19 protein-coding genes are annotated in these 25418 nt (G+C 50.9%); 17 read left to right on the top strand and 2 right to left on the bottom strand.

Going from position 1 to position 25418, the window contains the following annotated elements:
* The first annotated feature begins 22 nt into the window (after positions 1-22).
* From ACS18Q_RS04635 to ACS18Q_RS04610, 6 genes are all read left to right on the top strand, one after another.
* Positions 23-1552 (top strand): bifunctional GNAT family N-acetyltransferase/carbon-nitrogen hydrolase family protein, encoded by a 1530-nt coding sequence (locus ACS18Q_RS04635; RefSeq protein ID WP_038151344.1) that lies wholly within the window; start codon positions 23-25, stop codon positions 1550-1552.
* A gap of 329 nt (positions 1553-1881) precedes the next feature.
* Complete coding sequence (locus ACS18Q_RS04630) at positions 1882-2361, top strand: hypothetical protein (RefSeq protein ID WP_004726541.1); 480 nt, start codon at positions 1882-1884, stop codon at positions 2359-2361.
* Positions 2362-2390: 29 nt separating this feature from the next.
* Positions 2391-4304, top strand: coding sequence for a putative bifunctional diguanylate cyclase/phosphodiesterase (locus ACS18Q_RS04625; protein ID WP_441257458.1), 1914 nt, complete (start codon positions 2391-2393; stop codon positions 4302-4304).
* Positions 4305-4460: 156 nt separating this feature from the next.
* A complete protein-coding gene (locus ACS18Q_RS04620) occupies positions 4461-5156 on the top strand; it encodes a CDP-alcohol phosphatidyltransferase family protein (protein ID WP_014205424.1) in 696 nt (231 codons plus the stop codon).
* The gene (locus tag ACS18Q_RS04615; protein WP_238810138.1) at positions 5149-6081 is read left to right on the top strand and encodes a phosphatidate cytidylyltransferase; all 933 of its coding nucleotides are present in this window, start codon (positions 5149-5151) and stop codon (positions 6079-6081) included. The genes ACS18Q_RS04620 and ACS18Q_RS04615 overlap by 8 nt, the downstream gene beginning before the upstream one ends.
* A gap of 7 nt (positions 6082-6088) precedes the next feature.
* The gene (locus ACS18Q_RS04610; protein ID WP_004726550.1) at positions 6089-6760 is read left to right on the top strand and encodes a lysophospholipid acyltransferase family protein; all 672 of its coding nucleotides are present in this window, start codon (positions 6089-6091) and stop codon (positions 6758-6760) included.
* Between the two features lie 49 nt (positions 6761-6809).
* On the opposite strand, the gene ACS18Q_RS04605 is transcribed toward ACS18Q_RS04610, so the two are convergent.
* Positions 6810-7568 (bottom strand): ferredoxin--NADP reductase, encoded by a 759-nt coding sequence (locus ACS18Q_RS04605; protein ID WP_143679237.1) that lies wholly within the window; start codon positions 7566-7568, stop codon positions 6810-6812.
* 173 nt (positions 7569-7741) lie between these two features.
* Between ACS18Q_RS04605 and ACS18Q_RS04600 the strand changes: the two genes are divergently transcribed.
* The 4 genes from ACS18Q_RS04600 to ACS18Q_RS04585 all read left to right on the top strand — a co-directional run bounded on the left by ACS18Q_RS04600 (position 7742) and on the right by ACS18Q_RS04585 (position 11888).
* On the top strand, positions 7742-8176 hold the full coding sequence (locus ACS18Q_RS04600) for an acyl-CoA thioesterase (RefSeq protein WP_014205427.1): 435 nt from the start codon (positions 7742-7744) through the stop codon (positions 8174-8176).
* Between the two features lie 315 nt (positions 8177-8491).
* Complete coding sequence (locus ACS18Q_RS04595) at positions 8492-9112, top strand: LysE family translocator (protein WP_014205428.1); 621 nt, start codon at positions 8492-8494, stop codon at positions 9110-9112.
* 223 nt (positions 9113-9335) lie between these two features.
* Positions 9336-10052: a recombinase family protein gene (locus ACS18Q_RS04590; RefSeq protein WP_441257457.1), complete on the top strand. Its 717-nt coding sequence runs from the start codon at positions 9336-9338 to the stop codon at positions 10050-10052.
* Positions 10053-10388: 336 nt separating this feature from the next.
* A complete protein-coding gene (locus ACS18Q_RS04585; protein WP_441257456.1) occupies positions 10389-11888 on the top strand; it encodes a hypothetical protein in 1500 nt (499 codons plus the stop codon).
* Positions 11889-11951: 63 nt separating this feature from the next.
* On the opposite strand, the gene ACS18Q_RS04580 is transcribed toward ACS18Q_RS04585, so the two are convergent.
* The gene (locus tag ACS18Q_RS04580) at positions 11952-14216 is read right to left on the bottom strand and encodes a penicillin acylase family protein (protein WP_441257455.1); all 2265 of its coding nucleotides are present in this window, start codon (positions 14214-14216) and stop codon (positions 11952-11954) included.
* 280 nt (positions 14217-14496) lie between these two features.
* Between ACS18Q_RS04580 and ACS18Q_RS04575 the strand changes: the two genes are divergently transcribed.
* The 7 genes from ACS18Q_RS04575 (at position 14497) to hsdR (ending at position 25404) form a co-directional block, all read left to right on the top strand.
* Positions 14497-15123, top strand: coding sequence for a response regulator transcription factor (locus ACS18Q_RS04575; protein ID WP_020327853.1), 627 nt, complete (start codon positions 14497-14499; stop codon positions 15121-15123).
* 2 nt (positions 15124-15125) lie between these two features.
* On the top strand, positions 15126-16691 hold the full coding sequence (uhpB, locus tag ACS18Q_RS04570; protein ID WP_441257454.1) for a signal transduction histidine-protein kinase/phosphatase UhpB: 1566 nt from the start codon (positions 15126-15128) through the stop codon (positions 16689-16691).
* Positions 16692-16783: 92 nt separating this feature from the next.
* Complete coding sequence (gene uhpC, locus ACS18Q_RS04565; RefSeq protein WP_014205433.1) at positions 16784-18103, top strand: MFS transporter family glucose-6-phosphate receptor UhpC; 1320 nt, start codon at positions 16784-16786, stop codon at positions 18101-18103.
* A gap of 106 nt (positions 18104-18209) precedes the next feature.
* Positions 18210-19244, top strand: coding sequence for an ABC transporter substrate-binding protein (locus tag ACS18Q_RS04560; RefSeq protein ID WP_441257453.1), 1035 nt, complete (start codon positions 18210-18212; stop codon positions 19242-19244).
* Positions 19245-19348: 104 nt separating this feature from the next.
* Entirely contained in the window at positions 19349-21445 is a 2097-nt protein-coding gene (locus ACS18Q_RS04555; protein WP_441257452.1) for an ABC transporter permease, read from the top strand.
* Positions 21446-21456: 11 nt separating this feature from the next.
* Positions 21457-22515 (top strand): ferric ABC transporter ATP-binding protein, encoded by a 1059-nt coding sequence (fbpC, locus tag ACS18Q_RS04550; RefSeq protein WP_441257451.1) that lies wholly within the window; start codon positions 21457-21459, stop codon positions 22513-22515.
* A gap of 444 nt (positions 22516-22959) precedes the next feature.
* Positions 22960-25404, top strand: a complete 2445-nt coding sequence (gene hsdR, locus ACS18Q_RS04545; RefSeq protein ID WP_441257450.1) for an EcoAI/FtnUII family type I restriction enzme subunit R — start codon at positions 22960-22962, stop codon at positions 25402-25404.
* Positions 25405-25418: the final 14 nt, after the last annotated feature.

The raw sequence follows: 25418 nt of genomic DNA, 5'->3' as shown, positions 1-25418 counted from the left end.
AGCCACTGAGGACAGTAAGTGTATGAGTAGTGATACACCGCGTTTGACACTACGTGTGATAGAAAAAAGTGATTATCCCGAATTAGCAGCACTCATGGATCTGGTTTTTCACGATGTAGGCGGCGCTTGGCCACGCATGACCATCATGGATTTAATTCACCAGTTCCCCGACGGCCAGATCTGCATTGAGGACAATGGCAAAATCGTCGGCGCCGCGCTCACCATCAAAGTCGACTACAACCGTTTTTCCCTCCCCCACGTCTACACCGACATCATCAACGAACACAACGTCATTCAACACAAAGCCAACGGCGATGCCTTGTATGGGCTCGATGTGTTCGTCCACCCCGATTATCGCGGGTTACGCTTAGGGCGACGCCTGTATGCCGCTCGCAAAGAGCTGTGTCGTAGCGATAACCTCAAAGCGATTTTGGCTGGTGGCCGCATTCCCGGTTTTGGTCGTTATGCCGACACCATGGACGTGCCGGAGTACATTGAGAAAATCAAGCGCCGCGAGCTGTACGATCCGATCTTGTCGTTCCAACTCTCCAACGATTTCGACGTCAAACGTATCATGCGCCATTATTTGCCCGAAGATGACAGTTCGCGCGGTTACGCCACCTTGCTCGAATGGGACAATTTCTTTTATGAGGAAGACATCCACTCGATTCATGACGTGGAAAAAACCTTGGTGCGCATTGGCATTGTGCAGTGGCAGATGCGCGCCATGCTGAGCGTGGAAGACCTGATCGAACAGGCGGAGTTTTTTGTCGATTCGCTCTCCAACTATCAGGCCGATTTTGCGCTGTTCCCCGAGTTCTTTAACGCGCCATTGATGGGCTTGAAAAAAGACCAGAATACGGTTGAAGCGATTCGCTTTCTGGCGTCATTCAGTGAAGAAATTAAGCTGCGATTCTCCAAGCTGGCCGTGACGTACAACATCAATATCATCGCGGGCAGCATGCCGGTGTTGGAAGATGGCCAGTTGTACAACGTGGCCTATTTGCTTCACCGGGATGGCACCATTGATGAACAGTACAAAATTCACATCACACCGCACGAAAAACGCGATTGGGTGATTGATGGCGGCAATCAAGTTCAAGTGTTTGAGACCGATGCCGGACGTGTGGGCATTTTGATTTGTTACGACAGTGAATTCCCTGAACTGGGGCGGATGCTGGCCGAGCAAGGCGTGCAGATCATCTTCGTGCCGTTCTGGACCGACACCAAAAACGGCTACCAACGCGTGCGTTTGTGCTCGCAAGCACGTGCCATCGAAAACGAATGTTACGTCGCCATTGGCGGCAGTGTCGGCAACTTGCCGCGCGTCGATAACGTTGATATTCAGTACGCGCAATCTGCGGTGTTCTCGCCGTCAGACGTCTTTTTCCCGCACGATGCCACCATCGCAGAAGCCAGTCCCAACACCGAAATGATCATCTTTGCCGATGTGGATCTCGACAAGTTAAAGCAATTGAATACTGAGGGTTCGGTGACCAACTTGCGTCATAGGCGCATGGATTTATATGGCGGTTTCACCCACACCAAGTGATGAAACTTGTTGAGAACCGTCACAATAACTAGTCTGACCAGCATGCGCTCCCCATTTTTTGCGGAGCGCATGCTTTTTCAATTTGGTAATCACGCCACTTTTCCGATCAGCGAGTTACCCCTTCCCACGTCTCGTGTGCAACAAGCATCGCATTTTGCAAATCAACAACCCTTTAAATTTCAATTAATTAACACTCATACTCCTTTAGTATAAGTGGCTTATGCCCCCTCTTGCACTTCGTGCATAAACTTTTTATACCTATAGAGAACCCGCAAATTTTTGCGAGCAATATCCCACTTTATGCCCTAATTACTGGTGAGGACTACGCCATGTTAAACGCCCTTGTTTCCCGTCAATCTGCTGTGTTGCTTCTGTGGTTTACCTCTCTGGCGGCTTTCGCCAGCAGCGATGCGATCCTCACCGTCGACAATCAAGGTCAGAAAGCGTATTTCAGCCTTGAGCAGTTGCTCACGCATGCCGACAAAGAGATCGTCACCAACACGCCATGGACGGACGATTCCACCAAATTCGTTGGCGTTTCAGCCAAAGCGTTACTGCATATGATTGGCGTCGAAAAGGCCGATCTCAAAGTGACGGCACTCAACAACTATTGGTCGACGATTCCCTATGACGACATCGAAAAATACAACCCGCTGTTTGCCGTCAAAAAGAACGATGACGTGATGAGTGTGCGTGACAAAGGGCCGATCTGGGTCATTTACCCGCTCACCGAGTTCAATGAACTCAATAACGAAGTGCTACACAGCCGGATGGTGTGGCAAGTGAGCCAAATCGAAACGTTGCGTTAACCGCAACCAACTGAGTGTGCAGGTGCCCTATGAGTCGCAGCGTCGCTTTCTTCATCTTATGTGTGTTTGGACTGTTCATCTTCTCCATCTGGACGTTGGTGAAGTTCAACGACACCTATAACATGCTGACGAAGCACACTCAGTTGTCGGCGTGGGCTCTGGCACAGCTCGAAATCGAAACGCTGGAGTTTTCCTCGCAACTCGACACCTACCTGGTCAATGACACGCGCTCATCCAGCAAACTCAATTTGAAATACGACATTTTGTGGAACCGTTACGACACCTTCCTCAACAGTGATGAGACGCGTGAAATTCGCTCACAATTTGGCTCTGGCGAAGTGGTTGCCGCTGCGTTTGACGTGCTGCGTCGGTATGAAAATGCGGTACTGAAATCCGACTTAACCGCACTGAAAGACTTTTCTGCAGAACTGAAAACGTTGATGCCGGGCATTCGCAACCTCATGATTGTGAATTTCACCGGCGAAGAATCCGCGCGCAATCGCGCCATCATCGCCCAAAACAAACAAACCGTGCTGTACGACATGCTGCTGATCTTGTTTGTGCTGGCGTACATTTCCTTGCGGGTCTATAGCGATGCGAAGTATCAACAATTTATGGCATGGCACGATCCGCTGACCAAATTGAAGAACCGCAACTACCTGCTCAAGCAGATCGAAGAGTTGAGCAAACGCAACCATCACTACGCGCTGATCTTGCTCGACATCAGCCACTTCAAAGAGATCAACGACATCGTCAGCTATGAATATGGCGATAAAATTCTGATGGAAATCAGCGAGCGCATTCAAGACAAGTGCGATAAGTTTTCCTTTCTGTGCGCGCGAGTCGGCGCGGATGAATTTGCGATTCTGATTAACCGCAGCGAGTTCAACTTTGAGTTTTTCGTCAAGTCACTGCTAAGCGATTTAACCACGGTACTTCACCGACTCGACCCTTCGAAACGCATGACGCTCTCAACCGGGATCGCACTGAGCCATGAGATGAGCGAGCACACCAAACGCTACCTGAAAAAATCCTCCGTGATCCTCAACAACGCCGATTTGGCACTCCATATCGCCAAGCGCCACCCCACGGAATCGGTGGTGTATTACAGCAAAGAGATGGAGATTGAGCATCGCAAGAAACGGAAACTGTCAGAAGAATTGGAAGTGCTGCTCAAAACCAGCCATCAAAAGCAGTTGTACATGGCCTTTCAACCCATCATCTTGCGTCAAAGCGAACGCTTAGGCTGCGAAGCGTTGATCCGCTGGAATCACCCCACTCATGGTTTTATCAATCCGGAATACCTGATTGCGATTGCCGAAGAGTCGGGGCTTGCTAAAGCGCTGGGCCGCTGGATCATGCAGCAAGTTTATCAAGCGCTGTCGGTCGATTGGCTTGCGTTTAATTCGCGCATTGAAGTCGCCATCAACTTGTCCGATTCGCTGTTCGATGAAGAGTTACCGGCGTTGGTGTCCGATATTTTTGCCTCCAACATCAACTATCTCGACGCCATCGTGTTGGAAATCACCGAGACCATGACGCTCGACGAAATCGATCGCAGTGTGAGCATTATTCGTCAGTTGGAAGACATCAACATTCGCTTATCCCTCGACGACTTTGGAACTGGTTGGTCATCGCTGTACAACCTCAACCATCTGCGGTTTAACAAACTGAAAATCGACAAATCGTTTGTACGCGACCTTAATAGTTTGGAGCGACAGAAGTTCTTCATTTCGGCCATTGTGACCCTGTCGCATCAATTGGGCATCAAAGTGGTTGCTGAAGGCGTCGAGGATGAAACGCAGCTTCATCGTCTACAAGAATTAGGCGTCGATGAGTTTCAGGGCTACTACTTTTCTAAACCGGTCACCAAAGAAGAATTTGCCCGCTTTAGCGATCAATATTTCGCGCGTGCCCAGCCGGTTCTGAGCGCTGCTGAATGAGACGGGCTACGTGGGATCGCCAATCGTGTTAGCTGCTCCCAGAACTGGCGTGACCACGCTTCAAAAATACACCAATCCATGTTAATACATCGCCTCTTATAAAACTTGTTTAATAATTAATCTATCAAAAATAACCAATCACACGTCAGAGGCTTTATGACTACCCCAACACCGGAAGAGGCGAACCGTCGACCGCTCGCTGTCCGAGAACTCAAACTCACCAAACGCATCGCCATCTGGCTGAGCCAGAAACAGGTGACGCCCAATCAAATCTCATTACTCAGCATCGCGTTCGCGCTGGTGGGTTTTATCAGTTTGATGCTGCATCATTTCTATCCGTCTGCGCTGTTATTACTCTTGGCCGCAGGCTGTATCCAACTGCGCTTACTGTGCAATTTGTTTGATGGCATGGTCGCCGTTGAAGGCGGGAAAAAAACACCCGCTGGCGAACTGTTTAATGATGTCCCCGACCGCATTGCCGATCCGCTGTTTATCGTCGGAGCAGGCTTTGCCACACACTCACTGTTCGGCATGGATCTGGCTTGGATCTGCGCCATTCTCGCGGTCCTCACGGCGTATGTACGCGTGCTGGGCGTCAGCATGAACGGCCCAGCCGATTTCTGCGGCCCGATGGCCAAACAACATCGCATGGCCTTGCTGACCGCATCCCTGGTGATTTTGTGCGTCTATCAAGGGCTGCACCTACCGCTGCATTTCCTCAGCTATACCCTCGATTTCGCGCTGGCGCTGATGTTGTGCGGCTTGGTGATCACCACGTGGCGCCGCTTGGAGCACATCTATCATTTCCATCACGCACAATTTGCAAAGCAGGACGCCCAGCCACATGTTTAACCTTCCCGTTCACGCTCAACACGTCATGCTGGCGATCGTCGCCGTACTGCTCGTCGGCACGGGCTGCTATTTGTGGTTGTCACGTCGTCATCGAGATCGCGATTATCTCGAGCTAAAACTGCGCATTCGCTCTTGGTGGTGGATGGTGGCCATCGCGTTTGTGGTGTTGGCACTGCCGCTCAACTACACGCTGTTTTTCATGGGATTTTTGAGCTTTTTGGCGCTGAAAGAATTCCTATCTATCGTCCCAACTCGCATGACCGACCGCCGCGTCATTTTCTGGGCTTACCTTTCCATTCCGTTCCAATTTTACTGGTTGTCGATTGGTTGGTACGGCATGTTCATCATCTTCATTCCGGTGTACATCTTTTTGTACCTGCCGATGGTGATGGTGTTGATTGGCGATACCAAAGGGTTTATTCGCTCGGCCGGTATCATTCACTGGGCCATGATGCTGACGGTATTCTGCATCAGCCACATGGCGTATCTGCTGGTGCTGCCGAGCCTGAATCCAAATGCGGGGTCATTAGGCATGTTGCTGTTTTTGCTGGTGATGACTCAGTTTAACGACGTGTGTCAGTACGTGTGGGGCAAGAGCTTTGGCAAACACAAAATCGTGCCGAAAGTCAGTCCGAACAAAACCTGGCAAGGGTTTATCGGTGGCAGTGCGACGGTGATTGTGGTGTCCTATTTCGCCGCCCCGTACCTGACGCCACTGACCCCGATGCAAGGCTTGGTGGCCGGCATGATCATCGCGTTTAGCGGCTTCATTGGCGATTTGGTGATTTCATCGGTTAAGCGGGATCTGCGTATCAAAGACACCAGCCAGTTTATTCCAGGGCACGGCGGCATTTTGGATCGCATCGATAGTCTGATGTTCACGGCGCCGCTGTTCTTCCATTACATCTACTATCTCTATTACTGAGGCCCTCATGGCAAGACTACTCAAACTGCTGTTTGTGCTGCTGATCGTCAAGCCGCTGGTGTTTATTGGTTTGGGGCTCAACATTATACAGCGACACAATCTCCCCGAGCAGGGGCCGATGATCATCGCCGCCAACCACAACAGTCATCTCGATACCTTGGTGTTGCTGGCGCTGTTTCCGATTCATATGGTGCATCGCGTGCGCCCGGTGGCGGCTGCCGATTACTTTCTCGCCAATCGCTTTGTGGCGTGGTTGTCCCTGAATGTGATTGGCATCATTCCGATTCGCCGCGCGCCATCTGCTTCCCAGCGCGACGCCGTTTTTGACGCTTGTCATGCGGCATTAAATAACGATGAAATTCTGATTATTTTCCCCGAGGGCAGCCGCGGGGAGCCGGAGATCATGAGCGGCTTGAAAAAAGGCATTTATCATTTAGTGCGCGAGCACTCCGGCGTCGCTGTGCTTCCGGTGGTGATGCGAGGTCTTGGGCGCTCACTGCCCAAAGGAACTGCAATGCTGGTGCCGTTTAACTGCGATGTGGTGATCGGTGAGCCGCAAACCGGATTTACCAGCGCGCAGCACTTTATCGACGCCATGCAAACCCAATATCAGCAACTCGCGCAGCACTGCATCACGCAGACAGGCAGCGCCGATGCGCTCGATGGGGAAGCGGGATAAGCAGGAAACACAGTAAAATGGAAAAACGCGGCAAAGGCCGCGTTTTTCTTTACCAGTAACGTTCGTGAATGTAGTTCCCACCCGTCGCCTGACGAAATGGCGGCAACCCTTTGTCGCGCAAGGTACTGGCGGTGTCTTTGATCATCTCCGGATTGCCACACATCATTACAAAGCTGCGTTCTGGCGCCAACGCCAACCCCGTCACGTTTTGTAACTCGCCCGACGCAATCAAAGCTGGCATGCGTCCGCTCATCGCATCGTCGACCGCTTCACGGCTCACCACGCTGTGATAACGCAACCGCCCCTGATACTGTTCCACCAGCGTTTGAATCGCTTCGCGATACACGCGGTCACGGTCATAACGCACGCCGTGCACCAATACGATATTCGGTTGGGTCAGGCGCTGATCCGCGAGCAGCGACAGAAATGGGCCAATCCCCGTCCCGGTTGCCAATAACCATAGATCTTGTGTGAACTCAGGAATCGACGGCTGAATCAGATCGCCGTAGGCCGAATCGCCCATCCATAAAGCGTCACCGGCGCGAAGTGATTGCAGGCGCGGCGAGAGCTTGCCTTGTGGATGCGCCACAATCAAAAATTCATGTTCATCCGTTTGAGCCTCTGGCGCATTCACCAACGAATAGGCGCGACTCACGAGGTTTCCCTCCTCATCACTTAACCCCAATTTGGTAAATTGCCCTGCAGCAAATGGCAACGCAGCGCCGCGAACGCGCAACGAAAACTGCTCTGGCGTCCAGTCGATACGTTCGATCACGTGTACGGGGTTAAACCCTGCGAATTGACTCATGACGTTTCTCCTCACCGATTGTCTTTGAGTGACGTTACGCCCCTTCACTCATTAAGTAAAGTTTTTGCCTTACTTATTAGGTTAATGTTTTGTTAACACACTCACCGACAACTCTATGCGATGACGGCTAGAATAATTAGTCTAATCACAGCCCAAACAAGGAATAAAAGAAGATGGAAAACTTACTGCAGGACTTTCCAGTCGTGACCGAAATCCCGGTGGCATGGGGCGAAATGGATGCCTTACAGCACGTCAATAACGTGGTCTATTTCCGTTATTTTGAAACCGCGCGCATCGATTATTTTCGTCATATTCAGTTGATGGAAGACATCGCAATCACGCAAATAGGGCCCGTGCTGAGCGAAACACAATGCCGCTACAAAATCCCGGTGACTTTTCCCGACACGCTGCTAGTCGGCTCACGGGTGAGCGATGTGCAGGCGGACCGTTTCTCGATGGAATACCAAGTCGTGAGTAAAAAGCTCGGCAAAGTGACCACCACCGGCAGTGCCACCGTGGTGATGTTTGATTTTAAAAACGGCACCAAAGCCAAACTGTCAGAGCGTATTCTCGACGCCATTCAAACCCTTCAGGATCTGCCTTCCTGATACGGTTCGACACCTACCTGCAGGCTGCTAGCCACAAGGCAGCCTGAAATACTGCATTCGTGCCGATGTGAGCCATGGCGGCATATACCCAAACAACTTGTGCAGGTAGGCGGCAAATGAGTGAGTCCCCATGAGCATAGATACGCTATGTGATTGGGGTGAATGAATGCAGCCAACACCGCTGCAGCTTCAAGTAGGAAGGGTATAGTGGCTATAACTAATTCTCATGTTGCCAGCGTGTGAATCGTATTGCGCATTCGCGCGGCTGCGCTTATTGTTTGGCCTTTGTCGTCCTCTTTTCATTTGGAGCCCTTCATGAACACCGCACTTCTGGGCATGTTTATTCCCACCTTCTTTTTGGTCTCAATCACGCCGGGCATGTGTATGACACTGGCCCTGACTCTTGGCATGAGCATCGGCTACAAACGCACGCTATGGATGATGATTGGCGAGTTGATTGGCGTGGCATTGGTTGCCGTCGCGGCCGTGGTGGGAATTGCAGCCGTCATGCTCAATTACCCGTGGCTGTTTACCGCCTTCAAAACTGTCGGTGCTTGTTATCTGTTCTACCTTGGCGTGCAAATGTGGCGATCCAAAGGCAAATTGGCGCTCACTTCCGAGTCCGACACGCACTATCAGGGCAGTGATTGGGGCTTAATTGTTCAGGGCTTTGTCACCGCAATAGCCAACCCGAAAGGCTGGGCATTTATGATTTCGTTACTACCGCCATTTATCGATCAATCGGCCAGCCTGACACCGCAATTAATTTTCCTCGTGTCGATCATCATGGTGTCCGAATTTGTCTGTATGACGCTCTACGCCACTGGCGGTAAAGGGTTAAAACGCGCCTTGGGCAAATCGCAAAACGTCCGTGTGATGAATCGCGTTTCCGGTTCCCTGATGATGGCCGTAGGCATTTGGCTCTTTGTCAGCTAAACGTTGTAAGTTAAACAGCCCTTTATAATTTATGACCTATCAAAGCGGCCTTGCGCCGCTTTCTTTACATGATTTTACACAGCTAAAATACTCATTCAATTCAATCATTAATGTAAAAGTTAGCACTCAATCGAAAACTCTATTGGTTCATTTGGTGTTTACAACAGAATTCAAGCGCGTATATTTATGAGCCATAACATCAAATAAACCAAAAGGTGATGAAATGACTATCTATACCTACTCGCGCTTTTCACCCCGCAACCCAGATTTTCAGCAAGATATGGAAGCGCTCAAAGCGGCCTTTCCCGACGCCACACACATTGAAGATTCCGCTCGCGGCCGTATGCCAGCCATGGAACGCCCGGACTTTGTCGCGTTAGTCGACACACTGCAAAGCGGCGACACATTGGCCGTCAACTGGCTGAGCAGCATCAGCAAAGATTTCCAACAGTGCCAACACGTATTGCAACTGCTGATGGAGAAAAACGTCACACTCAAAACCACCAAACCCGCCATAACAGTGACTCCGGGCAGCGAAACAGCCGCGGCAATTGCACTGGTGCTGGAAGGGTATGGACAAGCGGACACGCGCCATCGCTTACACGCCGCAGAAATGGGCCGCCGCGCCCTGCGCGAAGATGGCCGCGCGTGGAAAGAGAAATTCCGCGGCCGCCCGGCCAACAAAGAGAAACACATGAAAATCGCAGGCCTGCTGCTGGAAGGCAAAACTCTGGAAGAAGTCGCACAAATCTGCGATTGCAGCCTGTCGACGGTGAAGCGCGTCAAAAGCCGCGTCAGCGAACACGATGACGAAGGCGCGCTGCGTCGCCGCGGTCATGGCCGCCACGCCCACCACCGTCATGGGATGCATCGCGGCGATCACCGTGGTGAAGGTCGTCGACACCGAGGCCATCCAACGGACAGCGAAAGCCAAGCGTAGTTGCAACTTCAACTGACCCGTGTCCTCCTTACATCAAAGGAGGGCACGAACTACACTCTCACACTCTTCTCCCTCTAGGTTCGGAAAGACCTGAGCACAGCATGCGGCAGGCTCTTTCATCAGCTCAGCGGAATAAACTTGCCTCTTGGATAACAACCCAAGATCGTCGAGCGGAAACAAGCTGCCCAACTGCAACTAATATCGACGTAAATAAATGTAATATGCTGAATTAAATAGAAATAAAACAAGGCATAATTTTTGCTTTATCGTTGTATTATTTGTATCGAGAGAAACGAAATGAATTTCAAATTAACCACAACGAGTTTAGCAATAACCATGCTTCTGACGGCATGTGGCGGCGGCGGGGGTGGCGGTGGAAGTTCCTCATCCTCCACACCAGTAAAATACTTTTCTGTCGACTTTGTTAAACTGTTTTCGACAAGCTATGGCAGCGCGACCAAGTGTCAAACGTTTGGTTATGACGATAATGAAACGCCAACGAATAAAGTGATCGGTTACGCTGCAACTGCAGATTCTGATGAGTATAGTTTCGCGATTGTCATTCACAATGCGGATGGCTCGATCGTGAAAACCATGACGGCAGCCGACTGGGGTTCCAGTAAAACCAGCTATAAGTTCAAACAATCATCAGTGCCTTCTGATGGCTACGTCAGTTTCATTCGCAAAAGTTCTTCAGCGGTTGACTCCTATGAAGTGACGACGTTCTCCAAATCTCTTTTACCCACCAGTTTCGACTTGGCGGTGCGCCGAACAACAACATCTGGCAGCAGTTGTATTGCTTCCACCGAAACCAGCACAAAAGACAAAGAATCGTATATCAGCAACGCTTCTTCTGGCTACTATTTCTATGGTTTCAACACCTACAATCAGGATTTATCCGACCTAACTAACGATTACGCAGAGTACGGCCTCAACGCCGATGGCATCGCTTTCTCTTCGCTATCAAATAAAAGCGTGATGGCTGTACGCTATGGCGATGGGAGTGGGGGTAGCCGCACTGCCATCGGTAGTTTAGAAGCGTATAAAATACTGACACTTTCCCAAGTCGACAGCTACAGTATTTCCAACCCAATTGTATTGACAGAACTCAACAGTTCAGAGACCAATCTCACGTGGACTGCACCCACCGACACAACTTCAGTGACTGATGCCAACATGTATATTTACCAGTCAGGCACTGGCGCATTATTGTGGCAACCCCTTTCCTCAAGCGACGGTGTGTACAGCTACAGTTCAGACATTGATGACGACAATTACTTCCTGAATATGTCGGGTGAGTTCGATAGCTGGGCGTTCTCCCACACCGAATCGTTGGACTCACCGTCTGGAGCACACGATTCATCGACGTCGATGTCTTCTGTCGGACTGCCATCACCAGAAACGGTGTCGATCGTTGGATGCAGCAGCTCCGCACTCGGTACTTGCCTCGACACTACCTCTGACACTACTGCGCACGCCGATACAATCCAGCGCCTATTGATCACCGTCACGAATGGCACCAACAGCGCGACCCAAGTGATTTATTCTGATTACAACACGTCAGTACCAACCATGACGTTTGATGACACAATCGATGACCTCTGGTCTGCTGCAACCGCATCAACGTATGAGATTTCATTGTTGAAAGCAGACTCAAGTGACAGCTACGATGCATTTATCTATGGCCACCTCAATGCATACGCGATTACCAGTAGCAGCATCAACTCAACCTCTTACGCGGATAGACTCGTTCTGCTCAGTTCGGTGCAACAACAAGACGCTTATGACGATATGCTTAGATACCAACCCAATACTTGGTACAAAGCCTCTTTCTAATGTGTCAAACGGCGCCTGATGGCGCCGTTTTTTATTCAAGTCATGCCATTCAAAGAAGGGACACTAACTCATCCGCAGCGAAGCAGTTTCGGTGAACGTTGCCGCGTCGAGTTGCGCTACAGTAAAGGGAATGTCGTGCAGTTGTTTATGGGAAAACTGCTGCAACTGCGTTGTTCTGCCCAGAGATTCAACACCATCGCGCTGGCCGTGACTGAGAATGCCTTGAACAGTGATGCCCTGCTCATCCCACGTTGCCAACTGGATATACGCACTGCCAAACAAAATATGCGGAAAACCGTTTTGTTCAAGCGGAGCGGGCATTTCGCCATTGAGGAGCCCTTCTTGATACGAGCCGCCATGCAAGGCGATTTTGGTGTTATCCGCCGTCTCAAACAGCGCCTCGCCCCACGCGGTATCGAGCGCAAATCCCAACGCATTCAGCTCATCAACGGCATCGGCTAACGCCTGTGTGATGACCGGTCCATTCGCCTCACGGGTGTCCAGCTGAGAGCCCAGTGTCGGATCGCCACTGCTGGGGACGCTCAACACATTGAGTTGCACCATACGGTTCCAGAACAGATGGAATAACAGCGCGCCTTGGCTGGTCGCATTGTTTTTGCGATCCCATCGACTCAGCACTTCGCACGCTTGGCACACCGCGGCGGAAGCAGAAATGCGCCCAACGCTTAAGATCTGATCAAGAAACGTTTCTGCGGCGTAGTTGCGGTTATCAAAGATGATCGGCAACACCTTGTCTGGCGTGATGGAACCTTCGGCCGTGAGTTCATCCAGTCGGCGCGTTGACATGATCAACCTTGGGTCATAACGCAGCCCGGCGGCAATGTGTTTCCCGACTTGATACGCCGCTTTATGCTGGCCAAATACCGACGGAAAGTCCGGTTGAACGGCCCCGTATTCGGAAAATTTGTAGCTGTTGTTGGTGTTTTGAATGATACCGCGCGAGATAACCGTCGGGTAAAACGACGCAGGTGGCAGCAATGGTCGGCCGTCGCTGTCACGCAAAAAAGCATCGGATCGAGTACCATCCAGCACATTAAACGCCGATTCCGCATCGCCAACATGACGCTGGGCCATGGCGTCATCATTCAGCGGCGGCACGTTGCCCGCGACCACATAAGCCACCTCACCGTGGCGGTCGGCCACCACCAACTGGCACAAAATCCCCCGCTGCGATTCGATGGCCGCAACAAAGTCCCGGGTCGACGTGGTTTTCGCTGCTGCCAGAAACTGATCCAGCCCGCGCGCATTCTGCTCTCCGGGGTTGGTGATGGCATACCAACCTTGCGGTTTGCCCGCGCGATGCGGCAGGTGATAGAGCACCCCGAGTTCTGATTCAAGAAACTCATAATGGCGTGTCGCGATTTCGCCTGACGCTTCTAACACCTCGACCGCCACGGCGCGAATCGATAATGGGCGGTTTTCGCCATCGACTCGATAGCTCAGTGTATTGCCTGACGTGTGAATCGCCATTTTCTGCAGCACAAACGGCGTCACCGACGCCGCATCTAAAATGCTCCACGCCACATCGGCGTTATAGCCAGTCATCGGGAGCGGGAAACCAAGAAATGACGTGCCTGCAACGTCTAGCTCGCCGGGAATAGTCAAATGGTATTGATGCATGTAAATGCGTTGCTGATGCGGCGTTCTTTTCCAGGCCGAATGGGGGTTGCCAAGCAAGATCGCACGCTCTCCGGTGACAACATCGCCACCAAATGCCCAGGCGTTACTGCCAAAGCCGCCTTCCACTTCAACCGGTGTCGCATGCGGTGAATCAGCCGTGTCAGGTGCAGATTCCGCACGCCATTGCTGCGCCGACGAAACAAGGTGCGGGCCAATTTCCACCAGTTCTTTCATAATGCCAAAACGCATCGCGGCCCTTACCACGTCTTGCTCGGTAAAGGTCACCAGTGGCTCATCGGCGCGCCAACGCTGTTTCTCCTCTGCTGGCATCTGATCAACATAATGATTCAATCCGCGTACGTAGCCTTGCACGTACTCACGCGTTTGCGTGCCGAGCTTTGCCAGTTCATTTTCGACCCACTCAAGCGGCAGACGTAAACGAAACATCAGATCGGAATTCAGGTTGGTGGTTTTGAGAAAACCGATGGTGGAGAAACGCTCCGCACCATAATGTTTTGAGCGCTCACCCCGCAAGGTGATCACCTGCCCGGAGAGCTCACACAAGCGGTCGCGCGCATGCACGTAACCGTAGCCAAAACCCAAACTTGCATAATTCTGCGCTTCGATGTGCGGAACATCATGATCCGTCCAACGAATATTGACCTGATCCCATTCGTGTTGATTCATACCGTTAAAGCCTGCCTGTCGTATCACATTGTCTTAGAAAATTTAACGAGAATGATAACACATATCATTTGCATAAAATCCCCTGTGCAGATCAACTTTCAGTGCTTTGTTGAGTACGCTTTTCACTAAGAGACTGGGCGAGAGGGAAAGCCCGTAGGTTGCACAACACGAATAGGCAAATAATCGCGCTGTGCAGTACCTCTCGATAACGCAACGCAATACTCGATAGACTGCCAATCATTATTGAGAGTGTTCACAAAAGCTTCATAAATAAACCACAATGATAAAAATAGCTCTGATTGACGACCATACCATCGTACGTTCCGGATTCGCTCAGTTACTGAATCTGGAGCAAGACATTGCTGTTGCCGGCGAATTTGACAGCGCCAGCGACGCCTTTCGCGGATTAACTCAAACGCCTGTGGATGTGGCGGTCATCGACATCTCGATGCCGGACGAAAATGGTTTGAGTCTGTTGGAAAGGCTTCGCCAGCACGATCCAGCGTTCAAAGCCATCATTCTCAGCATTTACGATTCCGCCTCTTTTGTTAAAAAGGCGCTTGATGCCGGCGCTCAAGGCTATCTGTCTAAACGGTGTGGCCCGAGTGAACTGGCGAGCGCCATCCGCACCGTGGCGGCAGGCAAGCGCTATTTGTGTGCCGATGCGCTGGTCAATCTCAGCAACCCAGACATCAACAATGTGCTGGCCGATCTGACCAAACGCGAGCTGGAAGTGTTTGACCAGCTGATACAAGGCAAAGAGGTCAAAGAGATTGCGCAGGCACTGTTTCTCAGCCACAAAACGGTGCATGTGCACCGCGCAAACATCCTCAGCAAACTCAATCTGACCAATAATGTCGACCTGATTCGTTTTGCCATACAGCACCATCTGTTAGCGGAAGGCTGAGTATGCCGGGACTCGTGTTTACGCTGACCTTCAGCTTTCTGCTCTACAGCATCAGTCAGTTCAGTTTGTGGAACATCAGCCAATATCTGAGTCAAGCCCCACTGCACGCGTATCTCTTATTTCCCACGGGCCTGAGATTGGCGGTTTATCTGCTGGTGAAGCCCGCTTACCTCTGGGTACTGATCCTCAGCGATCTGCTACTGGCGGGTGCGATTCTGGTGTATCTGCCCACCGAGGCGGATTCGGTGTTGTTGCTAATGCCGTTTGTCGCCTGGTTTGCGACCTCTTTTGCCCGCAAGCGCTGGCAACACCTCACTCTCTATTGGCAAAAACTGTTGTTGATTGTCGCGTTGGTCATCGTACATAGCGCCGCCACCGGACTGACGTTCGTGCTGCTCGGTAAGCCACTTCGCATCAACGCAGACACCATCACCGCCGTCACGGTCGCATCGTTGACCGGCGGAATTGTGTTGACGCCGTTTCTCTATCTGGTCGCTGACTACCTGCGCCATCAGACCTGGTCGCCCCTGACACCGCAACTCATCCATCAGGATGTAAAACTGAAGCCAAAAATGCTGGTCTGGAGCCTATTTTTCTTCGCCTTAGGGTTGCTGGCTGAACTGACTCTGCTGGATCAAATGAAGCCATTTGCGCTGCTGATCATCATGTTGCCAACCATATTCATGGCCTACCGTTATGGCTGGCAAGGAGGGGTACTGGCGAGCAGCTTGAATTGCATCCTGCTCGCCACTGCACGTCAGATCAGCGGCTCATTTGACTCCGATCAGGAGCTGCTGATTTTCATGTCCAGCCAGGCGTTGGTCGGTCTGGGACTGGGGATCGCAATCAGTCGTCAGCATCAGTTGGCCCTGCTGGTGCAGAAGGTCAACCTTCGGCTGGCACGGGAACTGGAAGAAAAGCAGAATCTGGCTCGCCAACTGGTTTCCGTCGAGGAACAAATTCGCAAATCGGTGGCCAGAGAACTGCACGATGAAATCGGTCAGAACATCACCGCGATACAGATCCAATCCATGCTGGCACAGCGGCTGGCCGAAGATGAACAGGCTCGGAACGCCGCCTCAAGTATTCAGTCTCTGGCGATGCGAATCCACCATTCCACCCGCCAACTGTTAAAGCAGTTGCGACCCCATATCCTTGATGAGCTTGGGCTGGAACATGCCATTCGTCAGTTGATCCAAGAGATGCGTTTCAACGAACAATGCATTCAGGTTAGCCTCAATATTGGTGTGGATCCGCAAAAACTCGACGATACAACCAGCGTGACGCTGTTTCGCATCGTGCAGGAGCTGCTCAACAACGTCTCCAAACACGCCAAAGCACGCACTGTTAACATCAGCCTGTTCCCCGGCAGCGATATGGTATTGGAAGTGAAAGACGACGGCGTTGGCCTGCCAGCGGACTGGCGCATTCGTGGTCAGGGTCTGAAAGGATTGGCTGAGCGGGTGTCCGCGCTGGGTGGCAGTCTCAACGTCACCACGCCATCTTCGCCTACGGGCGGTACGCGCATAATTGTTAACCTGCCCACAAAATCATCACCTACGGACTAAAAACTAGGAATATTTCCTAGATGAATACAACTCCTTCTCATGTTTTTCCTGCTCCTTCTCTCTAGGATCAGATTCAACAAGGACAAACAAGCATGAAGATTGTGCCGACACTCAACAACAGCACAAACATGGACACCAATCAGGCTTACCGCTACTGGCGCATTCAATTGATGGTTTCCATGTATGTCGGATACGCCGTCTTTTACCTGACCCGTAAAAGCTTCAACTTCGCGCTGCCGGGCATGCTGACAGATTTAGGCCTCGACTATTCCGATCTTGGTCTGTTAGGCACCCTGTTTTACCTCACTTACGGCGTCTCCAAGTTTGTGTCCGGGCTGATGATAGACCATTCGCGCTCACGCTACTTTATGGGGCTGGGTTTGCTGGCTACCGGCATCGTCAATATCGCCTTTGGCTTCAGTTCATCCTTGTTGGCGTTTACGTTGCTGTGGACAGTCAACGCTTTCTTTCAGGGTTGGGGCTGGCCAGCCTGCGCCAAGATCCTGACCAGTTGGTACTCGCGCAGTGAGCGGGGCTTCTGGTGGTCCATCTGGAATACCTGCCACAACTTGAGTGGCGCGCTGATCCCGGTTGCGATTGGCTTTATCAGTCTGAATTTTGGCTGGCGTTACGGGTTTATCGTGCCCGGCTGTGTGGCGGTACTGGTTGGCATCTGGCTCTGCTATCGCATTCAGGAAAAGCCGACTGAAATGGGATTGCCCTCGGTCGGACAATGGCGCAACGACGCACTGGAACTCGAACATGAAAAGGAAGGGCAAGGCCTGCCCTTTAATGCTGCGGTCTATCGCTATGTACTGACCAATCGCTACATCTGGCTACTGTGTGGGTCTTATCTGCTGGTGTATGTCGTGCGCATCGCGATTAACGATTGGGGCGCGCTGTATCTGGTTGAGCGCCATTCCTTTGATGTGCTGAGCGCCAACAGTGCCGTTTCGATGTTTGAAGTAGGCGGGTTTCTGGGCTCACTGTTTGGCGGCTGGGGTTCGGACCGATATTTCCATGGTAACCGCGCGCCAATGAATCTGATTTTTGCATTAGGCATTTTTGCTTCGGTCGCGGCGCTGTGGCTGACCCCCGTCGACCACATTGGCTTTCTGGCCGGATGTTTTTTCTGTATCGGCTTTTTCGTCTTCGGCCCACAAATGATGATCGGCATGGCCGCTGCCGAATGCGCCAGAAAAGACCTGGCAGGCACCGCCACCGGATTTATCGGCTTGTTCAGTTATCTGGGCGCCGCACTGGCGAGTTACCCGATGTCTCTGGCTATCGAACATTGGGGCTGGGAAGGCTTTTTCTGTTTGATTACCGCGGCAGCAGCCGTGATCAGTTTGCAACTGCTGCCGTTTATAAAAGCTCAACAACCGAATTCGGACGATGAGCTACCAATATGATGAAAACTCTACCATCCAACAACGTGACAATGCTTCGCTTGGTGACCTGATTGGCATTTTTGCCTGACTGGGGATTCTGGCAGGCATAAACAAGAGGGAAAACCCAATGATTGTTAACGCAAAACGTACGCTGCTCGCACTAAGTATCCTCGGGTCGGTAATGGCTGCGCCTGCTGCTCAGGCGGCCGGTCGTCTGGTTGTCTACTGCAGCGCCACCAACGCCATGTGTGAAGCGGAAACCAAAGCGTTTGCCGACAAATATGATGTGAAAACATCCTTTGTTCGCAACGGCTCAGGCAGCACACTGGCTAAAATCGATGCTGAGAAAAATAACCCTCGTGCCGATGTCTGGTACGGCGGCACACTCGACCCTCAATCTCAAGCGGGTGAAATGGACTTGCTGCAAGCCTATCAGTCTCCTCAGCTTGATAACATCATGACCAACTTCCGCGATCCAGCCAAACGCAAAGGGAACTACTCGTCCGCCGTCTACATGGGCATTCTGGGCTTTGGTGTTAACACCGAGCGTCTGGCTCAAAAAGGCATTCCGGTTCCTCGCTGCTGGAGCGATCTGACCAAACCGGAGTATCAGGGCGAAATTCAGATTGCTGATCCACAAAGTTCAGGCACAGCCTACACAGCGCTGGCCACCTTTATCCAGCTTTGGGATGAGCCAACAGCCTTTGAATACTTCAAACAACTCGACAAAAACGTCTCTCAGTACACCAAATCAGGCGTAACTCCGTCACGTAACTCTGCGCGCGGCGAAATCGCCATCGGCATTGGTTTCCTTCATGACTATTCACTTGAACAAGCCAAAGGTGCGCCACTGGAGCTGATTTCTCCTTGTGAAGGCACTGGCTACGAAATTGGCGGTGTGAGCATTATCAAAGGTGCCCGTAACCAAGACAATGCCAAACTGTTCGTTGACTGGGTGCTATCGAAAGAAGGTCAAGAACTGGCATGGCAACAAGGCGAATCGTTCCAAATTCTGACCAACACCTTGGCAGAGCAATCGCCGAATGCCCTCAATCCGAAAGACCTCAAACTGATTAATTACGACATGGAAACCTACGGTTCTTCCGATGAGCGTAAACGTTTGATCACCAAATGGGTGAACGACGTCAAGATGGGCAACTAATCCATCGGTTCTTTCTGACCGTCCTCTGACGGTTTTCCTCACCTGACACTCAGTCTGCTGGTTCTGGCGGGCAGGATGAGTGCAGCTCAAAAAAAGGTTCCAACATGAACGAGCGAATTCGGGCTTTGAACCTCACGACCAGCCAGCCACGGCGCATCGATGCCGTTTTTTACTGGCTTGGCGTGATGGTGTTTAGCTTTATCCTTCTGCCATCCTTTGCTTTGGACTATGGTCTATTTGAATCGACCGCAGACGAGTTTTACGACGCGATGGGCTGGGGCTCTGTCAACATCTCCTGGCTCTGGTTCAGCCTGCCTCTACTTCTGATTGTTCGCCCACTGCAACCCGCAGGACGCCAGCACAAAGTCCGCCATTATCTGGATATCGGCTATTCCGCGCTGTGCATGCTGGTGATACTGATCAGCTCCTGGCTGACGCATCAGGGTTTGGGTTATGCCACCATCTTGCTGTTTATTGCGCTTGGCGCTGTCATGACCACGGCTTTCGCCCGCCTTGAATATTTGGGCGGCGACCATTTTGTGATTGGGTCGCTCATCAGCATTATTTTGCTGATTGCCATTTTCATTATTTTTCCGAGCATCGCGATTTTCCTGCCGATGTTCAAAGATGAGATGGGCCAATGGACCGCGTGGCAATTTATGGAGATTCTCTCGCAATCCCATACTCTGTCAGTGATCCGCAACTCCATCGTTCTGGGTATTGCGGTGGGAGTGGGTGCCACGTTCTTTGGTTTGATCTTCGCCATTTACACCACGCGCATCGCCAAACGGTCGGCGTTTATTGCCCGCGTGTTTTCCATTCTGCCCATCGTGACCCCGCCGTTCATCGTCGGACTCGGCGTGACCTTAATGCTGGGTCGCTCGGGTTACATCACGGAATTGATGGTGGACTGGTTCGGGCTGCAAAAAACCAACTGGTTATACGGTTTTACCGGCATTTGGCTGGCTCAGGTTCTCGCCTTTGCGCCAATGTCGTTCATGATTCTGGATGGCGCCCTCAAATCCCTCCATCCGTCACTGGAAGAAGCGTCTTACACGCTGAAAGCCAACCGCTATCAGACATTCTTTGGCATCATTATTCCGCTCTTGAAACCGGCGCTCGCTAACTCGTTTCTGATTATTTTCGTGCAGTCGCTGGCCGATTTCAGTAACCCGTTGGTGCTGGGCGGAAGCTTTGACGTTCTGGCGACCCAAATCTACTTCTACATCGCCGGAGCACAGCTCGATTATGCCTCTGCCAGTACGCTGGGTTCTGTCCTGCTGCTGTTCTCACTGGCCATCTTTGTCGTCCAGTATCTGTGGATTGGGCAACGTTCCTACGTCACGATTTCCGGCAAAGCCTATCGTGGCGACGTGCAGGATATGCCAGCGTCACTCAAACTGGGCGTCACCTTGACGCTGTGCGTCTGGATGGTGTTTAACGTCCTTCTGTATGGCAGCATCTTCTTTGGTAGTTTCACCGTGAACTGGGGGGTGGATTACACGCTCACACTGCAAAACTACATCAACCTATTTGGCAACGGCATGTCTGATGGTGCCTGGCCGTCACTGATCACGACCATGATTTACGCAGGTGTCGCTGCGCCAATCACCGCCCTGTTCGGCTTACTGATTGCGTATGTGGTAGTTCGTCAGCAGTTCTACGGCAAAAAGGTCATCGAATTCTCAACCATGCTCTGCTTTGCCGTTCCGGGCACCGTGGCGGGGGTGTCGTATATTCTAGCGTTTAACGATGCGCCTATTTATCTGACAGGCACCGCGGCAATTGTAGTGATCTCGATGGTGATGCGTAACGTGCCGGTGGGCATTCGCTCCGGTATCGCCGGACTTGGTCAGCTTGATAAATCACTCGATGAAGCGTCATTGAGCCTGCGCGCCAGTTCCCTGCAAACCATTCGTCACATCATCCTGCCACTGCTGCGCCCGGCGATTCTGTCGACACTGGTTTACAGCTTTGTGCGTGCGATGACGACGGTGAGCGCGATTATCTTTCTGGTTACCCCGGAAACCCGTGTTGCCACGTCGTACATTCTGAACCGCGTCGAAGATGGCGAATACGGGATCGCCATTGCGTATGGCTCTGTCCTGATTGTGGTGATGTTAGCCATCATTCTGTTGTTTGATTTATTGGTCGGTGAAGCTCGTATTTCCCGCTCCAAAGCCACCAACCAAGATTCCTAGGAGATGTCACCATGGAAAAACAAAACTTCGTTGTACTGAAAAACATCTGCAAGCGATTCGGTAACAATACCGTGATCGGTAATCTGGATTTGGAAATTAAGAAAGGCAGCCTGGTGACCCTGCTCGGTCCGTCGGGTTGCGGTAAAACAACTGTACTGCGTTTGGTGGCAGGACTGGAAAAGCCCACCAGCGGCCAAATCTTTATCGACGGTGAAGATGTGACGGAACGTTCCATTCAGCAGCGCGACATCTGTATGGTGTTTCAGTCGTACGCCCTCTTCCCACATATGTCCTTGTATGAGAACGTGGCATATGGGCTAAAAATGCTCAAACTCCCGGCTGAAGAAATTCGCCAACGGGTCGATGAAGCGTTGAAAATCGTCGACTTGGAAGGCATGGGGGAACGCTTTGTCGATCAGATCTCCGGTGGCCAGCAGCAACGCGTTGCCCTCGCCCGCGCTCTGGTACTCAAACCCAAAGTGCTGTTATTCGACGAACCCTTGAGTAACCTGGACGCTAACTTGCGCCGCAGCATGCGTGAAACCATTCGCGAGTTGCAACAACGTTTCGACATTACCTCGCTGTATGTCACGCACGATCAGGCTGAAGCCTTTGCGGTATCGGATACGGTGATCGTGATGAAAAGCGGTGAGATCATGCAGATTGGCTCGCCGCAAGAGCTCTACAAGTCGCCGAAATCGATGTTTATGGCGAACTTTATGGGTGAAGCCAACCTGTTTCAAGGTCATTTCGACGGCGAGCGTATTCACATTCATGGCTACGCGATCGAGGCCGACCCAGAGGCGACGCAAGACAAAGCGAAGGGAGAATATCAGATTGGTGTTCGCCCGGAAGCCATTACCTTGAATACGCAAGGCGAAAACAGCCAGGCATGTGAAGTGCTCAAATACGCGTACATGGGTTCAATGTATGAAGTCACGGTCAAATGGCACGATCAGGAGCTGCTACTGCAACTCAACTCAGCCCAATTTCGCCAGGAGCTGACCAAACACGCTTATCTCGAGTTCAACCCGAGAGGGCTGTTCTTACTCCCTGCCGACGAGGCCTAGTTCATTTGCAGTAAACCAAATCAACCCCACTTCGGTGGGGTTTCTCTTTCATGCTTAGCCACCCCTACCATACTGAAACATAAACAATCCTCGTTTAGAAACGAGTGTTTGTATGCCATCAAGCTCATTTGTCTGCATTACACCCGTATCATTCTCCGTACTGAGAATGTTGAAAAGCTCTACCAAATAGCTTGAATTCTCGATTGTGAAGTGACAGATCTTTAATCCAAAGATCGCCCTGACTTTGGATTAAAAGAAGCTTAAGCCCTTGAGCTTTTTTACGAACAACTACCTTGCTCTCGCAGTGTCGATTTCTACTTGTAGAGTTCTTGCTGCTGTTCTGGAGAAACACCACCCACATCACTGATAAGTCAGTATCTTTTCTGCTTTTATGCATCCTTTGGTATAGTCATGAAATGCATTTGTACAGAGCTGGCTAATCGCATGGAATCGACAATCAATAAATCAAAGCTATCTGAAACCGACATCATCACAAAATTCATTCTTCCTGCTATCAAAGGTGCGGGATGGGATGATATGTCGCAGATTCGTCAAGAAGTAAAACTACGTGATGGTAAAGTCATTGTTCGTGGTCAGGCAGCAGCGAGGAAAAAGGTCAAATCGGCAGACATTGTTCTTTACCATAAACCGAGCATGCCTCTAGCGGTTGTCGAAGCAAAAGCGAATAAACATGAAATCGGCAAAGGTATGCAACAAGGCCTAGATTACGCCAGCTTACTTGAAGTCCCTTTTATCTTTGCCTCAAATGGTGACGGTTTTATCTTCCACGACAAAACCAACCCAGCTCAACTCGAAACTGAAATTCAGCTTGAAGACTTTCCAACACCTCAGCAACTATGGGACAAGTACTGCGTTTGGAAAGGTTACAAAACCGAGCACCTTCCAGTCATTACTCAAGATTACCATGATGACGGTAGCGGTAAGTCTCCGCGCTACTATCAGCTACAAGCGATAAACAAAACCGTGGAAGCGGTAGCCGCAGGACAAAACCGTGTGTTGCTGGTTATGGCAACGGGTACGGGCAAAACTTACACTGCATTCCAGATTATTTGGCGACTGTGGAAGTCCCGAGCTAAAAAACGCATCCTGTTTTTGGCAGACAGAAACGTTCTGGTCGATCAAACTAAGAGGAACGATTTCCAGCCGTTTGGCCCCGCTATGACCAAAGTCACTGGTCGAACAGTCGATCCCGCTTACGAAATCCACCTAGCTCTGTATCAAGCTCTGACTGGCCCAGAAGAACACCAAAAAGCATACAAACAGGTCGATCCTGATTTCTTTGATCTTATTATCGTTGACGAGTGCCATCGTGGCAGTGCCGCTGAGGACAGCGCATGGCGCGAGATTCTTGAGTATTTCGGTTCAGCGACTCAAATCGGGCTAACCGCGACACCAAAAGAAACCGATATCGTGTCTAACACCGAGTACTTTGGCGACGCCATTTATACCTACTCTCTAAAGCAAGGTATTGAAGACGGTTTCTTAGCCCCTTATAAAGTTGTGCGTGTCGATATCGATGTAGATTTACAAGGTTGGCGACCAACCAAAGGACAAGTCGATAAACATGGTGAAGTCATCGAAGACAGGATCTATAACCAGAAAGACTTCGACAGAACCATGGTCATTGATGAACGTACAGAGCTTGTTGCACAGACCATCACCAGTTACCTCAAGCGCACCGACCCGATGGCGAAGACCATTGTGTTCTGTAATGACATTGACCATGCAGAGCGTATGCGCCGGGCGCTAATAAACTGCAACCCTGAGCAAGTTGCAAAAAATGAAAAATACGTAATGAAAATTACAGGTGATGATGAAATCGGCAAAGCTCAGCTTGATAACTTCATCAACCCCAAAAAGGCTTACCCTGTTATCGCGACCACCTCAGAACTCATGACAACCGGTGTCGATGCAAAAACTTGTAAACTGGTTGTTCTTGACCAGGGTATTCAGTCGATGACCAAGTTTAAGCAGATCATCGGTCGTGGTACTCGTATTGATGATCGTTACGGAAAGCTCTGGTTTACCATTCTCGACTTCAAAAAGGCAACTGAACTGTTCGCGGATGAGCGCTTTGATGGTGTCCCTGAGCGAGTTAAAGAGACAAAACCAGAAGACTTCGATACCGATGAAGGACTCGATGAGATCATCGATGGTGAGGATGAGTTTGAACAAGACGATCCATTTGAAGGGGAAGATATCGACCCTGAAAGCATCCATGAACCAGAAGCTCCATACGACTCAGGTTCATCTCCTTCTGACGGTGGCAATTCCGATGATGATTGGCAGGATGAAAACCGAGTGAGAAAGTTCCATGTCAACGGTGTAACGGTGAAAGCCATTGCCGAACGTGTTCAATACTACGATTCCGACGGTAAACTCGTAACCGAATCGTTCAAAGACTACACCCGTAAGACGATGGCAAAACAGTTCACCTCGATGGATGACTTTGTTAAGCGCTGGCAAGATGCCGATAAAAAGCAAGCAATCATTGATGAACTGGCAGAGGAAGGCATCATCTGGGAAGCATTGGAGCTAGAAGTTGGCAAAGATCTCGACCCATTCGACATGATTTGTCATGTCGTGTATGACCAACCAGCACTCACCAGAAAAGAACGCGCTGACAACGTCAAAAAGCGCAACTACTTCACTAAGTATGGTGATACAGCTCAGCAGGTGTTGAACAACTTACTAGACAAGTACGCAGACGAAGGCGTTCAAGAGCTTGAGAATATTCATGTACTCAAAGTTAAGCCTTTTGACGAGATGGGACGCCCTGCTGAGATCGTCAAAAAGTGCTTTGGCGGCAAAGCGCAGTATTTAGAAGCGATTACTGAGTTGGAAGCTGAAATATATCAATCAGCTTAATCACCATTTAAACC

Source organism: Vibrio sp. Vf1514 (assembly GCF_052076135.1).
Taxonomy (GTDB): domain Bacteria; phylum Pseudomonadota; class Gammaproteobacteria; order Enterobacterales; family Vibrionaceae; genus Vibrio; species Vibrio furnissii.
The sequence above is the reverse complement of the archived record's forward strand: the minus strand, read 5'-3'. Positions and strand labels throughout refer to the sequence as shown.

Coding starts and splice junctions, on each gene's coding strand:
- ACS18Q_RS04635 (WP_038151344.1), top strand. CDS start 23: ATGAGTAGTGATACACCGCGTTTGACACTACGTGTGATAGAAAAAAGT.
- ACS18Q_RS04625 (WP_441257458.1), top strand. CDS start 2,391: ATGAGTCGCAGCGTCGCTTTCTTCATCTTATGTGTGTTTGGACTGTTC.
- ACS18Q_RS04610 (WP_004726550.1), top strand. CDS start 6,089: ATGGCAAGACTACTCAAACTGCTGTTTGTGCTGCTGATCGTCAAGCCG.
- fbpC (WP_441257451.1), top strand. CDS start 21,457: ATGGAAAAACAAAACTTCGTTGTACTGAAAAACATCTGCAAGCGATTC.
- ACS18Q_RS04600 (WP_014205427.1), top strand. CDS start 7,742: ATGGAAAACTTACTGCAGGACTTTCCAGTCGTGACCGAAATCCCGGTG.
- ACS18Q_RS04555 (WP_441257452.1), top strand. CDS start 19,349: ATGAACGAGCGAATTCGGGCTTTGAACCTCACGACCAGCCAGCCACGG.
- ACS18Q_RS04615 (WP_238810138.1), top strand. CDS start 5,149: ATGTTTAACCTTCCCGTTCACGCTCAACACGTCATGCTGGCGATCGTC.
- hsdR (WP_441257450.1), top strand. CDS start 22,960: ATGGAATCGACAATCAATAAATCAAAGCTATCTGAAACCGACATCATC.
- ACS18Q_RS04620 (WP_014205424.1), top strand. CDS start 4,461: ATGACTACCCCAACACCGGAAGAGGCGAACCGTCGACCGCTCGCTGTC.
- ACS18Q_RS04605 (WP_143679237.1), bottom strand. CDS start 7,568: ATGAGTCAATTCGCAGGGTTTAACCCCGTACACGTGATCGAACGTATC.
- ACS18Q_RS04590 (WP_441257457.1), top strand. CDS start 9,336: ATGACTATCTATACCTACTCGCGCTTTTCACCCCGCAACCCAGATTTT.
- ACS18Q_RS04575 (WP_020327853.1), top strand. CDS start 14,497: ATGATAAAAATAGCTCTGATTGACGACCATACCATCGTACGTTCCGGA.
- uhpB (WP_441257454.1), top strand. CDS start 15,126: ATGCCGGGACTCGTGTTTACGCTGACCTTCAGCTTTCTGCTCTACAGC.
- ACS18Q_RS04595 (WP_014205428.1), top strand. CDS start 8,492: ATGAACACCGCACTTCTGGGCATGTTTATTCCCACCTTCTTTTTGGTC.
- uhpC (WP_014205433.1), top strand. CDS start 16,784: ATGAAGATTGTGCCGACACTCAACAACAGCACAAACATGGACACCAAT.
- ACS18Q_RS04585 (WP_441257456.1), top strand. CDS start 10,389: ATGCTTCTGACGGCATGTGGCGGCGGCGGGGGTGGCGGTGGAAGTTCC.
- ACS18Q_RS04630 (WP_004726541.1), top strand. CDS start 1,882: ATGTTAAACGCCCTTGTTTCCCGTCAATCTGCTGTGTTGCTTCTGTGG.
- ACS18Q_RS04560 (WP_441257453.1), top strand. CDS start 18,210: ATGATTGTTAACGCAAAACGTACGCTGCTCGCACTAAGTATCCTCGGG.
- ACS18Q_RS04580 (WP_441257455.1), bottom strand. CDS start 14,216: ATGAATCAACACGAATGGGATCAGGTCAATATTCGTTGGACGGATCAT.